Genomic DNA, 14708 nt, shown 5'->3' with positions numbered 1-14708 from the left:
GAAGGGAAGGTTTTAGAAAATGGAAATTGAACGCATTAACGATAATACGGTAAAGTTTTATATTTCGTATATGGATATAGAAGAGCGTGGTTTTGATCGTGATGAAATTTGGTATAATCGCGATCGTAGTGAGGAACTTTTTTGGGAAATGATGGATGAAGTTCATGAAGAAGAGGAGTTTATGGTTGAAGGACCTCTTTGGATTCAAGTGCAGGCACACGATAAAGGATTGGAAGTCATCGTTACAAAAGCACAAGTGTCAAAGGATGGACAAAAGCTTGAACTGCCATTTTCAGATGAAAGTTTAAAAGAACTACCGGTTGATGAAAATATAGAAACATTATTAGAACACCATTTTAATAAAGCTGAAGATTCGAAAGATAACCAAGTTGAGGATTTCGAGCCGCAGTTCCAATTTGTCATAAAATTTAATGATTTAGAAAATATAATTTCTTTGTCTAAATATTCAGTGTTAGCAGGTGTATCGAATCACTTATATACACTAAACAATCATTATTACCTATATATCGAGTTTGATGATGAAAATGATGAGGATGATGAAGATATTACGGATACAGAAATTGAAGATACATTAAGTATCATACTTGAATTCGGTCAAGAGTCTAAGGTAACCATTCATCGACTAGAAGAATACGGAAAATTAATTGCAAAAGATCATGCGTTAAACGTCATTAAAAAACATTTTTCTTAACTGAATAAAAGAAGTTTCTGTTGGTTTGTTTCCAAGCTAAACCTAATGATGCCGTTAATACCAAGGTGCATAGGAAGACAGAATAGTAAAAAACCGATTTCTAATGAAATCGGTTTTTTTATCCATAGTTGAAAATATAAATAATGTTAAGAGTTAAAAACAGGATTTAGTAATAGAATAGGTAATACCGCAAGTGGAAATCCACTAGATGATTTATTCTATTCCTACCTCAAGGTTAGGGAGCAACAGAGAAGATAGATGGAGGATAAGCATCTGGAAATATTTAGATTAATAAGAATTCAAGGAAAAGAATGATAGCAGGGTTATGTTTTAGGAAGGTAAGAATAAGATAGTAAGTATGGTGAAACCGATGAAGAATACATTCCGTTTACTATTATTTATTGCATTTATTGCTTCAATTATATTACTTACAAAGAATCTTTGGGGAGATTGGATCGTTGGTACCGTTAGTGTCTTATTTACATTGTCTATCATCTTCATTTGTGTTGTTATTTTTCTTGAAAATCGACATCCATCACATACGATTACATGGTTGGTTGTATTAGGTGGATTTCCATTAGTAGGATTTTTTTTCTATTTATTTTTTGGGAGAAATATAAAGAAAAGACGATTATTCGCCAAAAAAGCGTTAACGGATGAAAAAGCATTTTTAGAAATTGAAGGGAATAGAGCCTCGTATCAAGAAAAAATTGATCATATGGGGGATCATCAACGACTTTTATTTAAGCTTGCTCACCGTTTAGGGCACAGTCCGATTTCATTTGGGACGAAAACGAAGGCGTTAACAGACGGGATTGAAACATTTGAACACATCTTTCATGAGTTAAAAAAGGCGAAACATCACATTCATCTTGAATATTATATTGTCAGACATGATGGGGTTGGACAAAAGTTAAAAAATGTATTGATTGAAAAAGCTCGGGAAGGCGTTGAGGTTCGTTTTCTCTATGATGCTGTTGGTAGTTGGAAGCTTTCAAAGAATTACTTGAGGGAAATGAGGAAGGCAGGGATCGAAGCGGTTCCTTTTCTCCCTGTCCGAATCCCTTTCTTAAATAACAAGATAAATTTTCGAAATCACAGAAAAATTATTATCATTGATGGTGGAGTCGGTTTTGTTGGAGGCTTAAATATTGGAGATGAGTATTTAGGAAAAAATCGATATTTTGGATATTGGCGTGATACTCATCTATTAATTATGGGTGAAGCCGTAAGAACGTTGCAAATGATTTTTTTGCAAGATTGGTATTATATGACAGATAAAAAGTTGTTATCACACACGTACTTAACATCCAATATTGAAGAAACAGATCATACAGGTGGCATTCAACTAATCGCGGGTGGACCTGATAATAAGTGGCATGTTATTAAAAATCTGTTCTTCTCGATGATTATTTCAGCAAAAGAATCAATTTGGATTGCCTCTCCTTATTTCGTGCCTGATGAAGATATCCTTTCAGCACTTAAAGTAGCTGCGTTAAGTGGGATTGATGTAAGGATCTTGGTTCCGAAACGACCGGATAAAAAGATTGTCTATTATGCCTCTCGTTCTTACTTTCCGGAGTTACTTGAAGCAGGTGTTAACGTATACGAATATGAAAAAGGATTTATGCATAGTAAAATGATCATAGTCGATTATGAGCTAGCGTCAATTGGCACAGCAAATATGGATATGCGAAGCTTTCATTTGAATTTTGAGGTGAATGCCTTCCTCTATCGAACAGGAAGTACTCAGACTCTTGTTAAAGAGTATCTAAAGGATATTGACCAATCAAAAGCAATTGTCATGGACGAATTTTTAAAACGGTCATTCTTAAAAAAACTCTTCGAATCAACCGCAAGACTTCTGTCACCGATGCTTTAATGGGAATAGGCTAGCTAATCGATAGATGATTGGCTAGCCTATTCTTATTGTTGTTTAGGAAATTATAAAATTCTTGTACTGTGGATAAGCGTACGACATCCAGCGCAAGAGCGTCCGGCCCCTCTAAGGTCTATTCATACGCTTCTTATACCATGCCTGAGGCTGATCAAGGCGTTTGCGCTTTTGTTCTTTAGATGGTAATTTCATTATTTTGAACCGATAAAATACGATTTTATCAATTTGAAAAGTGTCGTAAAACATGGATAATAGATTGTATCAAGAAGGAGGGGGGATGAATTCTTGTTTGTAGCATGTAATGAAAAAGGAATTCACGTAAATGTAGCGGAAAAAAAGTGGTCGAGAGAAGGATTAAAAAGAATGAGAAAGCAATCAAATTTTTTCTGTCCAGTTTGTTCAAATGAAGTAGAGTTAAAAATCGGTTCTGTCATAACCGCACATTTTGCCCATAAAAGATTATCAGATTGTACGGCGAGTATTAGTGAAGCTGAAAGTCAATATCATCTGAAGGGAAAGCTTGATTTATTCGAGTGGCTTCAAATTCAACCCAATCTAAAAGACGTTCGACTTGAACCATATTTAGGTGAGATTAAGCAACGTCCAGATATTTTATTTAGGGATGGAGAAGCGAGGATTCCGCTTGAATTTCAATGCTCAAAAATTGATTCAAAAACATTTAGAAAAAGGTCAGTATCATACCTCGAGTTACAAATGAACGTTTTTTGGATACTGGGGGCAAAAACATTAAAAAGGGCTGGATCCAGATCATTTTTAATTTCTCCTTTCCAGTGGTTGTTCGCTGAAATCCCAAGCAAGGGAGAACCTCCTAGAATCTATTCATATTGTACCGAATCAAAATCCTTCATCGTACTCTTCTCAATTATTCCATTTTCGCCAAAGTTGATTTTTACCTTCCCACAAAAATACTCACTCAACTCACTAGACTATCATGATTTAAAAAGGCAGAAGATAAGTAAGCAGAATGTCTACGTAGCTTGGTTTGATCATATAAGAAAATTTCGATTAAAATCATCAAATTATTTAACAAAGGATTCAGCTTATTTGAATATGTATCTGTATAAAACTAAACAGCTGCCCCTTTCCTACTTATCATCATTAGCACTTCTGCCACTCCAGACCACATACTTAATCGAATCACCCGTATATGTATGGCAAGGATGGATTTTAGTTTATATTGACAGGATACAACTTCATCAAAGTTTTACCTTCCAAGATATTTGTCATTATATCGAAAAAAAAGTAGTGGGAAAGTTGATTAGAATTCGCCGATTACCTCAGATTAATCTTCATTATTCCTATGTCATTAAGGAATATTTAATCCAGCTTTGCCATCTTTTGATCCTCAAATCGAGTCAGAAAAATATATTTATAAAAAACAGAAATATCCAATGGTTAACGAATATGGAGATACTCTTAAAAGACGATGAAGAGATGAAGAGGAATTTTATAACAATAAATGGAGATAGGTGAATAGTTAACTGGTTTTTGAACAAATTAAAAGGGAGATATTAACAAAGAGGTGATCATATGTTTAAGAAGAAACAAAAACGTAATCCATTCCTTTTCACCGTTTCAATGATAGGGGTAGGTGCTGCAGCATACTATTTGACAAAAGAAGCCACACAGGGTGAAGATAGAGATAACCAAGTTCAATCATACTCATCTGATAGTCCGCTTGACTATGATCTAGGATGATCCATAAGCGGCAACTGCGGAGATAAAGATATCAGGAGGATGAGTATGAAACACAAAAGAAAAATAGTACTTATTACAGCATTTACGCTATTAAGTTCTATCAATACTAGCTCCGCATTTGCAATTTATCCAAAAGGGGGAAACGCAATGTCAGAACAAACTGCTGTGAAAAAATTGCCATCTAGAAGTGAAATTAGAACCGAGGATACGTGGAATTTAGAGGACATTTTCGAAAGCAATGAAGCATGGGAGAAAGAATTTACGGAAATAAAGTCATCCTTGCCAAAGTTAGCGGAATTTAAAGGGAAGCTGGGAGAAAGTGCTGACACGTTATATGAAGCGCTCACTTATCAAGATCAAGTAATGGAACGGCTTGGAAAACTTTATACATACTCACATATGAAATATGATCAAGATACAACAAACTCAACTAATCAAGCGCTAAATGACCGCGCAAGAAATCTTTATACACAAGCATCGAGCTTAAGTTCTTATATTGTTCCTGAGCTTTTATCAGTTGATGAAGCAAAGATTAAGGGATTCTTAGAAGAAAAAGATGAATTAAAGCTTTATGAGCATTCACTTGATGAAATCAATCGTCAGCGTCCACATGTGTTGTCTGCTGAACAAGAGGAATTATTAGCACAAGCATCAGAAGTTTTAGGCTCTTCTAGCAATACATTTGGGATGTTAAACAATGCAGACCTTACATTCCCAACAATTAAAGATGAAAATGGCGAGGAAGTAGAAATTACGCATGGTCGCTACATCCGTTTCTTAGAAAGTGCAGATCCAAAAGTACGTGAGGATGCATTTAAAGCTGTATATAAAACATACGGAGGCTTTAAAAATACATTTGCGAGTACGTTAAGCGGTACAGTGAAAAAGGATAATTTCAGCGCTAAAGTTCGAAATTATCAATCAGCAAGACAAGCTGCTCTTAGTAGTGATAACATTCCGGAGTCCGTTTATGATAATTTAGTTAGTACCATTCATGATCATTTAGATCTACTTCAACGTTATGTAAAACTACGTAAAGAAGTATTAAAGCTTGATGAAGTTCACATGTATGATTTATATACACCCCTAATTAAAGATGTAAAGATGGAAGTTACTTATGATGAGGCGAAAGACTATATTTTAAAAGGACTTGCCCCATTAGGAGAAGAATACAATTCAATCCTCAAAGAAGGTTTTGAAAATCGCTGGGTAGATATTCATGAAAATAAGGGGAAAAGAAGCGGTGCTTATTCATCTGGTGCTTATGGAACAAACCCTTATATCCTAATGAATTGGCAGGATAATGTAAATAATATGTTTACACTGGCACATGAATTCGGTCATTCCGTCCACAGCTACTATACACGGAAAACTCAGCCATACCCTTATGGTGACTATTCTATTTTTGTAGCTGAAGTTGCTTCAACTTGTAATGAAGCGTTGCTAAATCATTACTTATTACAAACAATTGAGGATGAAAAAGAACGTTTATACTTATTAAACCATTTTTTAGAAGGCTTTAGAGGAACAGTTTTCCGTCAAACGATGTTCGCGGAATTTGAACATATGATTCATCAGAAGGCGCAAGATGGTGAACCATTGACACCAGAACTGTTAACAAAAACTTACTATGACTTAAACAAAAAATACTTCGGTGAAGATATTGTAGTTGATGAAGAAATTGGCTTGGAATGGGCGCGTATTCCTCACTTCTACTACAATTACTATGTGTATCAGTATGCAACAGGTTACAGTGCAGCAACTGCATTAAGCAATCAAATACTCGAAGAAGGTCAACCTGCCGTGGATCGTTATCTTGAATTTTTAAAAGCAGGAAGCTCTGATTATCCAATTGAAGTTCTAAAAAAGGCAGGTGTCGACATGACATCATCTGCACCAATTGAAGAGGCTTTAAAAGTATTTGAAGAAAAGCTGAATGAAATGGAAGAACTTTTAGCTAAAATAAATAATTAGGAAAAGAAAGAGGAATGCGTCATAAAAGGGCGCATTCCTTTTAACATAAGTAAAGAACACCTTCTATTCCTGAGTGGCTTATTTGCCCGAGGCTGAACAAGGCGCTTGCGCTTTTCTTATTTCGCCGCATGCGATTCTAAAAACCTTTAAATGTTTTCCGATGATTGATGAGATAGAGGGTAATGAAGATGACAATGAATAATATAGGTGATGTAATATAAATAGGTATAAGATTCATAAACCCTAGTAAGTTGAGAAAAAACAAGACAATTATCGCACAACATCCAATTGTGATCCATTTCAAAGTGAAAACAACCTCCTTTTTTTCACAGGAAATTATAAAATTCTTGTACTGTGGATAAGCGCATGATATCCAGCTCCAGCGCCTAGCCTCTCTTGGGTCTACAGCCACTTTTGAATTGAAGGCAAAGTACGCCTTCTGTTCAAAAGCGTCTTATGCCTGTCGGAGCTGAACAAGGCGCATGCGTTTTTTCACTACTTGTATATGTTGAGATAAGTCTTTTTATCCCAAATTCATTATGGGTTTGAGGGGAGAAGTATTGTTAGGGATGACAAAATCTTAATCATTAGTTAGTATTACCTAATATTTGTGACGTTTTTGTGAAAAGATTCGATGATACTTGCTAAAAGTCGACAAAATCTGATATATTAATGGTGTGAAATGAATCACAAACAAACATTTACCCCTTTGTTTGACCGTGAAAAAATTTCTCCCATCCCCTTTGTTGTCGTTAAGACATATAAAAGAAGGCCCTGTACATGTGTATAGGGTCTTTTTGTTGTTTAGGAAATTATAAAATTCTTGAACTGTGGATAAGCGCACGACATCCAGCGCAAGCGTCTGGCTCCTCTAAGGTCTAGCCACGCATGAATTGAAGGCAAGTACACCTTCTTATTCATGCGCGTCTTATGCCTGCCTTAGGCTGATCAAGGCGCTTTCACTTTTGTTCTTTGGATTTTTGAAGCATGTTTTCTTCCGTTTTATTCTTCCTTTACAGCTCGTTATTTTCAGAAGTCAAAGTATTTGAGTGCTAGTTCAAAAAACAACTAGAAATAGTTGACGATTATCACTAAAGATGTTAAATTTAGGTAAATAAACAATTCTTATAGGTATAGTGGGTATAAGGGTAGGGAATTCATGACCGAGCCTATTAGTCAGCTAAGTGCATCTTCTTTTTTATACGATTGAAAGAGAGGATGCCTTTTTTTATCGTTTAGCGTAACGGTAAAATCCTTGTACTTTGGATAAGCGCACGACATCCAGCGCCTAGCCCCTCTTGGGTCTAAGCCACTCAGGAATTGAAGGCAAAGAACACCTTCTATTCCTGAGCGTCTTATGCTTGCCTTAGGCTGATCAAGGCGCTTCCGCTTTTGTTCTTAAAATTCGGTCAAAAGAAAATAAGGGGGAACATCACATGACAAATGAAAGAGAGCTTCAAATTGAGACATTGGCCGTTCATGCAGGCCAGGAAGTAGATCCAACGACTTTATCAAGGGCAGTGCCAATTTATCAAACTTCTTCATACGTCTTTCGTGATAGTGAGCATGCTGCCAATCTCTTCAGTTTAAAAGAACCAGGGAATGTCTATAGTCGGATTATGAATCCAACGACAGATGTTTTTGAAAAGAGGATTGCTGCATTAGAAGGAGGAACAGGGGCACTTGGACTTTCGTCAGGGCAATCTGCGATCACATTTTCCATCTTAAACATTGCGTCTGCGGGTGATGAAATTGTTTCATCTGCCAGTCTTTATGGAGGTACATATAATTTATTTTCACACACATTACCAAAGCTAGGGATTACCGTAAAATTTGTAGATCCAAGTGATCCGAATAACTTTGAAAAAGCCATCACAAGCAAAACAAAAGCTTTATTTGCTGAAACGATTGGGAATCCAAAGGGCGATGTTTTAGATATCGAAGCTGTTGCGAATGTGGCTCAAGATCATTCCATTCCTTTGATTGTTGACAATACGTTCCCTACTCCATATTTACTTCGCCCAATTGATTTTGGAGCCGATATCGTCGTTCACTCCGCTACAAAATTTATTGGTGGACATGGAAGTTCAATTGGAGGGGTCATTGTTGATAGTGGAAAGTTCGATTGGGCAAAAAGCGGCAAATTTCCTGGGCTAACGAATCCGGATCCAAGCTATCATGGACTAGTCTACACAGAAGCAGTTGGTGAAAATGCCTATATCATTAAAGCTCGAGTGCAATTACTTCGTGATCTAGGGTCAGCTCTATCACCTTTTAATTCCTTTTTATTTCTTCAAGGACTAGAAACACTACATCTTAGAATGGAACGGCATAGCACGAACGCGTTAGCAGTTGCGCGGTTTTTAGAAAATCATGAAGCTGTTCAATCCGTTAGCTATACAGGTTTGGAAAGTCATCCTTCATACAATCTAGCACAGAAGTACTTGTCCAAAGGCCAAGGAGCGATTTTAACGTTCGAAATTAGCGGAGGAATTGAAGCAGGTAAAAAACTAATTGAATCAGTAAAACTGTTTTCCCACTTAGCGAATGTCGGTGATTCAAAGTCACTACTCATCCACCCAGCAAGTACTACACATCAACAATTGAGCAGCGCAGAGCAAGTAGCAGCTGGAGTAACCCCAGGATTAATTCGTTTATCAGTGGGTACGGAAGCGATTGAGGATATTATTTATGATCTTGATCAGGCTATAAAGGTAAGTCAAACAGTGCAAGCTGTAGCTGAATAAAATATCTACGAAAATAAACTTGATCCAGGTCTGTCATTCTGACCGTAAGAAAATGATGAATATATTAATATGTTTGAAGTAATTAACTTTATTACGAATGAACTGGCAGTAATACCCCAGCTCTAAAGCTTTTAGCTAATTATTTGAAATAGATGTGGCTTTGAAATAAAGTTTGATATTTTAAAACTTAACTGTACTATGATTATTTGAGGATAATTAGTTCAATATATGAGCTAATATCCTCTTTTTTGATACATATTAGAATTATAAACTACACTATAAAATTCTAATTTAATATATTTATTTTATCATTTCATGGTTTAAGAAGGAGAATAGTGGTATTTGGGAAGAGGTGACTGGAGGATTACCCGAATCTAAGGCACGTTGATACCAGTATTAAAATCAGCTAAGGAAGGTTAGTTTTACTTATTTAGTAATAAGGGTATTTTTATTCTTCCGATAAAGGTACCAGTTGATCATCCATCGGGATTCCGTGGGAGCCGCGGTTTGTGGAACAGCATCCGTATAACATGTTAATTTTTTCCTTAGTACCACTCAAATTTTTGTACTATATATGCTATAGCATATAATTACCAGCTATTTGATATAGGAAAAGGCAATTTAAATTAAAACTGCTACAGTAAGGTTATTCTCAGGAAACAGGGCAAAGGTAGTGGCAAACTACATGAACAGTCCCTGGTTTTTATCAAATAAAAAGAAAGATGAGATTACTATTTTAATAAATATTATACAAGTTGTGCTTTTCGTGTTTTTTTTATGACAGAAACGAAAATTATATCAGGGAAAATGGCAGATGAGTTCAAACGTTTTGGTTTTCCTCCTATCTTTAATTTTTTGACTAGTTTTTTTGAAGTTATAGGGGCAATTGGAATGTTAGTTTGAATTTGGTTTCCAGCTTTAGCTATTCTGGTGGGGGTATTATTGGGATGCACTATGATTATGGCAGCTTTTACTCTTATTGTGTTAGTGAGAGATCCTTTAAGAAAGCAATACCTGCTCTTATCTTAGGTGTTCTAAGTATAGGGATATCGCTTATCATATATTATAATAGATTGCTCATAAACAAAAACCATTTACTTGAATCTTCAAATATAATGCATTCCTTAAAATGTTATGGCTAACGAGGCTTTTTTTAAAATAAGAAGGGATCTTTTGGATTATGATGATTCTTAATTAAACTCTAGGAGTGCAGTTTAGCATAATAACTAAGGAACTATTTTTGCTGCTTTTTGGTGTTTTTTAATAATTTGTTTTTAAACCTCAGTTGTTTTTACAGAGCTTTATATATATTTTTTTACTTTATTGATAATTATAAAAGGGAGTGAGTAAAAACTCATACTAAAAGACTTGGAGGCTATAATGAGGGCAGTAACTTATCAAGGTCCGAATCATGTCGAAGTTAACAAAGTAGAGGATCCCAAAATAGAAAAAAAAGATGATATTATTGTAAGAATTACTTCCACTGCTATTTGCGGATCTGATTTACATTTATATCAAGGAAATATGCCATTACCTGAAGGATATATTATTGGTCATGAACCTATGGGTATTGTAGAAGAAATTGGACCTGAAGTAACAAAGGTGAAAAAAGGAGATCGTGTTGTCATTCCATTTAATGTTTCATGTGGTCATTGTTTTTATTGCCAGCATGAAATGGAAAGTCAATGTGATAATTCTAACCCGCATTATGATTCAGGAGGGTACTTTGGTTATACCGAGAAGTTTGGAAATCATCCAGGTGGTCAGGCTGAATATTTAAAAGTGCCTTTTGGAAACTTTACTCCCTTTGTTGTCCCTGAATCATGTGAACTGGAGGATGAATCACTCCTCTTTTTATCAGATGTCCTTCCTACTGCTTATTGGAGTGTAGTAAATTCCGGAGTGAAAGAGGGAGATACCGTTATCGTGCTTGGTTGTGGACCTGTTGGACTAATGGCCCAAAAATTTGCTTGGATGAAAGGCGCAAAACGTGTGATAGCAGTTGATTACTTGGATTATCGGATCAATCATGCAAAAAAGATGAATAATGTTGAGGTATTTGAGTTCACAAAATATCCTGATATGGGTGAACATTTGAAAGAAATCACTCATGGTGGAGCAGATGTTGTTATCGATTGTGTTGGTATGGACGGAAAAAAATCACCTCTGGAGTTTCTCGAACAAAAATTAAAATTGCAAGGTGGGACTCTTGGACCCATTCAAATTTCTACAAAAGCAGTTAGAAAGTATGGAACGGTTCAAATGACAGGTGTTTACGGGGGCAACTATAATATGTTTCCTTTGGGTGCATTTTGGATTAGAAATATCAATCTTAGAATGGGACAGGCACCAGTCATTCATTTTATGCCAGAACTGTTTGGGAAAATAACGAATAACGAGTTTGATCCAAGAGAGATTATCACACATAAAATACCCCTTGAAGAAGCAAGTCATGGTTATCAAATTTTTAATAATCGTGAAGATGATTGTATTAAAGTCGTTTTGAAACCATAATGCTTTATATAACGGAGAAATACAACTTTCGAGGAAGAAGGGGATATTCATGGGAAAGAACTTGCAAGATGGTATGAGAGACGCCATGGAGAACAAATTTATGCCTTTGACATCCCTAAGGAGTGGTATGGGACAGGCTCTGATGCATGATATTTATTGTTATACGAATCAGATTGTAAATTTATGTTTTGTAGGAAGTCCTGAAAAATCAAATGAATGGGTTCTAATTGACACAGGAATGCCTGAATCGGTTAATCATATTCTCGGTGCTGCAAAAGAGAGATTTGGTGAAAACAACAAACCAAAAGCGATTATACTGACACATGGGCATTTTGATCACGTTGGTGCAGTGGTGGATCTAGTTCAGAAATGGGATGTACCAGTATATGCTCATGAGGCGGAATTACCTTACTTAACTGGGGAATTAAGTTATCCAGAACCTGATGGATCAGTTGAAGGAGGACTAGTTGCAAAAATATCGCCGTTATTTCCAAATGAACCTGTTGACTTGGGAAACCACATAGAGGCTATTCCTTCTGACGGTAGTATTCCAAATATGCCTGGATGGCGATGGATACATACACCAGGGCATTCACCTGGTCATATATCCCTGTTTAGAGAAAAGGATCGATCTCTCATTGCAGGTGATGCTTTTGTTACGGTGAAACAAGAGTCGCTTTTCAATGTGTTGACTCAGAAACTAGAAATCAGTGGACCTCCGAGATACTTGACCACCGATTGGCAGGCTGCTTGGGAATCGGTTAAAAAGTTAGAGGTGTTAGAGCCTGCAATTGCAATTACAGGGCACGGACAACCAGTGTCCGGTATCGAACTTTCAGAAGGCCTCGAAAAATTGGTGAAGGAATTTAACCGGATTGCAGTCCCAGATTTTGGACGATATATTAATTAAAAGCACTGATCTTCTAATAACTCGGATCATAAACATTGTTTTTTATTTGAGAACTAAGTTCGAAAGTTTTCACATGAAGTTAAGGTAATTGCGGATAATTTGGTTCTGCCCGTAAGGAAAAATGAAACATTAACTAAAAGGAACTTCAATTAAATGTCGTTTGCAGCATAGTAATACAAAAAAGTAAGCTAGGATTAATCCATAGCTTACTTTTTTGTATAGTCAATTACTTTTGCTCCTTTTAGTAGCTCAAAGTTTATAGCATTTTCTTGGAACGAGTGACGGGAAAATGCTAAATTAGAAAAGGGTTACGCCGTAAGTGGATGCTGGATAGAAAGAATCTAGAAATTGAAAACGCTTGGATAACATTTGGTTATTCAAGCGTTTTCGTTTATTGTAAAATCGATGAGATTAGGAGCTCAATAATCCATTCATGGAATTCAATACTTGTTCTATTTTTTCTTCACCAGCTTTTTTCCAATTGCTTTTATCTCTTATATACCCGTCCGTATCCAAGGGCTCTTGAAATTGAGTAAGTCCTGTGGTGGCTGTCATTAATGAGTTTTCATCATAATCTAAACCAATATTTACTACATGCTTAATAACATAGGGTGTTCCAAACTCAATATATGCATTAGCGTAATCCAAAGCCCCATCCAAAACATTGAAAGGAATTCTTAAATAAATGGTTTCCCCGCCTTCCCTCCATAAAATAGTATCGAATTTCCCTTGATCATATTCAAAATTACTGCAGAAACTACACCCATAGGAGTTAAACATTTCTCGAACAAAACCAAAATTCCCCTTTTTCCCTTCGATACTTGATTGTAATTTGATCATCATTATTCACTCCTGTTAAAAATATTTATTACTATTCTTAACAAAAAGATGAATAAGATACGATAAATATAAAGAGATGTAAAAATGAAAAAGATGACAAGTACGATGAATGTAGATGTAAAAGAAAGTCTGATTAAAATCTTGTAGTAATTTTAAAACAGGATTTTTCTTTTTGTTTTCTTGTCGATGCTGTAAAACTCCAGTAAAGGGTCAAAATTTTGTACAAGGAATTGTATCTTTTTAGTTATCATCGTGAGCTTAATAAGAAATCTGTTTGTTTGAAATTGCTTATTTGATACAAACAGCGACATAAAAGAAGAGATTTAGAGTGGAGAAAAAAGTAGTTTGCTTATATTGCAATCGTGAAGGATATAAAGAAAAAATGGATGAAGATACTACCTTTCATCCCATGTAAGAACCATTAATCTGTAAATGATGAATACTCCAAGATAACCCCCAGTTATCAAGAAATAAGGATTAAGAAAAATACCATGAATGGTAGTCATAAATACAGCATTGTCAATTAGGATTTGGTAAATAGATGTTGCTGCAATATTTCCAAAAATAAGCGTTGATATAACAGCGGTAATATTAAAAATCATTCGAAATATCTTTCTGTGATTCTGTAGAAAAAACATAAGAATAGGAAAAGCAATACTAGAAACAACTAATAAAATCTTCAAAATGTCACTCCTTGCATAGTATGTAAGGCTGTATTTAGCTAATTATTACCGTAAATATAGGTAAATAAACAAAATCAAATTTTATTACAAGAAGGGGTACGGAAACGATTTGAAGAATGAGGGGCTACTATGGAAAACAAACCAAAAACAAAGAATTAGACGTTAAATGACAATAAAAAATTGTATTACCTGTTTGGTTAAAATGGGCCGTTTTTATTAGTTGTATCTTTTTTATGAACTATTATGGAATTAATTGATTTTATCTTTTTTAGCCAGAAGACCCCCATCTTCAAGACGAGATAGCGGATAAGTGGGGGGTGAATGGCTCTTTTTTTCTTTTAAAAATATTTTTGTTCAAATATGGTAAATTGGATAAACTTTTTGTTATAATAATCTTATCGAATATATGTTCTGGGAGGTGAGGGAGAAATGAAAAAGGCTTATTTTTCAAAAAGAATCTATAAAAATACGTTGCCTAAAGTATGTATAGATGCCATTTCCCACTCTCTTCTTTTGTTTAATCGCGCGAAACATTTTGCTTTTCAAACACAAGTAGTAGAAAAGCGTTCAGGGAAAAGTAAGCGAGATAAATCTCTTCACTTAACAGTGAAAAATCGTTTTGAAATGAACGATTATTACACAAATTCAGTTGTTCAGGAAGCAAATGCTTTGATGAAATCTCAAAGTGAACTTAAGAAAATGTACATTTCTA

At 35.4% G+C, this 14708-nt stretch carries 11 protein-coding genes and 2 pseudogenes; 10 read left to right on the top strand and 3 right to left on the bottom strand.

Features of this window, described 5'->3' with window-relative positions; translation table 11 throughout:
- Positions 1-19 precede the first annotated feature (19 nt).
- The 5 genes from mecA to pepF all read left to right on the top strand — a co-directional run bounded on the left by mecA (position 20) and on the right by pepF (position 6302).
- Positions 20-712: an adaptor protein MecA gene (mecA, locus tag K9V48_RS17110; RefSeq protein WP_224140245.1), complete on the top strand. Its 693-nt coding sequence runs from the start codon at positions 20-22 to the stop codon at positions 710-712.
- Between the two features lie 370 nt (positions 713-1082).
- Positions 1083-2594 (top strand): cardiolipin synthase, encoded by a 1512-nt coding sequence (gene cls / locus K9V48_RS17105; RefSeq protein WP_224140243.1) that lies wholly within the window; start codon positions 1083-1085, stop codon positions 2592-2594.
- 300 nt (positions 2595-2894) lie between these two features.
- A complete protein-coding gene (locus K9V48_RS17100; RefSeq protein WP_224140242.1) occupies positions 2895-4103 on the top strand; it encodes a competence protein CoiA in 1209 nt (402 codons plus the stop codon).
- 57 nt (positions 4104-4160) lie between these two features.
- The gene (locus K9V48_RS17095; protein ID WP_224140240.1) at positions 4161-4328 is read left to right on the top strand and encodes a hypothetical protein; all 168 of its coding nucleotides are present in this window, start codon (positions 4161-4163) and stop codon (positions 4326-4328) included.
- 147 nt (positions 4329-4475) lie between these two features.
- A complete protein-coding gene (gene pepF / locus K9V48_RS17090) occupies positions 4476-6302 on the top strand; it encodes an oligoendopeptidase F (RefSeq protein WP_224140281.1) in 1827 nt (608 codons plus the stop codon).
- A 136-nt stretch (positions 6303-6438) separates the two neighbouring features.
- Here pepF and K9V48_RS17085 read toward each other — a convergent pair whose 3' ends face one another.
- On the bottom strand, positions 6439-6606 hold the full coding sequence (locus K9V48_RS17085; RefSeq protein ID WP_224140238.1) for a hypothetical protein: 168 nt from the start codon (positions 6604-6606) through the stop codon (positions 6439-6441).
- 1132 nt (positions 6607-7738) lie between these two features.
- Here K9V48_RS17085 and K9V48_RS17080 point away from each other — a divergent pair.
- The 4 genes and pseudogenes from K9V48_RS17080 (at position 7739) to K9V48_RS17065 (ending at position 12473) form a co-directional block, all read left to right on the top strand.
- A complete protein-coding gene (locus K9V48_RS17080) occupies positions 7739-9049 on the top strand; it encodes a homocysteine synthase (protein ID WP_224140237.1) in 1311 nt (436 codons plus the stop codon).
- Positions 9050-9734: 685 nt separating this feature from the next.
- A pseudogene (locus K9V48_RS17075) lies at positions 9735-10104 on the top strand (DoxX family protein); the annotation flags it as partial.
- Between the two features lie 325 nt (positions 10105-10429).
- A complete protein-coding gene (locus K9V48_RS17070) occupies positions 10430-11563 on the top strand; it encodes a zinc-dependent alcohol dehydrogenase (RefSeq protein WP_224140236.1) in 1134 nt (377 codons plus the stop codon).
- A gap of 49 nt (positions 11564-11612) precedes the next feature.
- Positions 11613-12473, top strand: coding sequence for an MBL fold metallo-hydrolase (locus tag K9V48_RS17065; RefSeq protein WP_224140235.1), 861 nt, complete (start codon positions 11613-11615; stop codon positions 12471-12473).
- A 411-nt stretch (positions 12474-12884) separates the two neighbouring features.
- Here the strand turns inward: K9V48_RS17065 and K9V48_RS17060 are convergent, their stop codons facing one another.
- Together K9V48_RS17060 and K9V48_RS17055 are read right to left on the bottom strand one after the other, a co-directional pair.
- The gene (locus K9V48_RS17060; RefSeq protein ID WP_224140234.1) at positions 12885-13313 is read right to left on the bottom strand and encodes a YugN family protein; all 429 of its coding nucleotides are present in this window, start codon (positions 13311-13313) and stop codon (positions 12885-12887) included.
- 395 nt (positions 13314-13708) lie between these two features.
- A complete protein-coding gene (locus K9V48_RS17055) occupies positions 13709-13996 on the bottom strand; it encodes a transposase (protein ID WP_111615765.1) in 288 nt (95 codons plus the stop codon).
- Positions 13997-14425: 429 nt separating this feature from the next.
- Here K9V48_RS17055 and K9V48_RS17050 point away from each other — a divergent pair.
- A pseudogene (locus tag K9V48_RS17050) lies at positions 14426-14708 on the top strand (IS200/IS605 family accessory protein TnpB-related protein); the annotation flags it as partial.

This window comes from Metabacillus rhizolycopersici (genome assembly GCF_020075705.1).
Note: the sequence above shows the minus strand (reverse complement) of the source record. Positions and strands in the feature narration are given on the sequence as shown.

Coding starts and splice junctions, on each gene's coding strand:
- mecA (WP_224140245.1), top strand. CDS start 20: ATGGAAATTGAACGCATTAACGATAATACGGTAAAGTTTTATATTTCG.
- cls (WP_224140243.1), top strand. CDS start 1,083: ATGAAGAATACATTCCGTTTACTATTATTTATTGCATTTATTGCTTCA.
- K9V48_RS17095 (WP_224140240.1), top strand. CDS start 4,161: ATGTTTAAGAAGAAACAAAAACGTAATCCATTCCTTTTCACCGTTTCA.
- pepF (WP_224140281.1), top strand. CDS start 4,476: ATGTCAGAACAAACTGCTGTGAAAAAATTGCCATCTAGAAGTGAAATT.
- K9V48_RS17080 (WP_224140237.1), top strand. CDS start 7,739: ATGACAAATGAAAGAGAGCTTCAAATTGAGACATTGGCCGTTCATGCA.
- K9V48_RS17070 (WP_224140236.1), top strand. CDS start 10,430: ATGAGGGCAGTAACTTATCAAGGTCCGAATCATGTCGAAGTTAACAAA.
- K9V48_RS17065 (WP_224140235.1), top strand. CDS start 11,613: ATGGGAAAGAACTTGCAAGATGGTATGAGAGACGCCATGGAGAACAAA.
- K9V48_RS17060 (WP_224140234.1), bottom strand. CDS start 13,313: ATGATCAAATTACAATCAAGTATCGAAGGGAAAAAGGGGAATTTTGGT.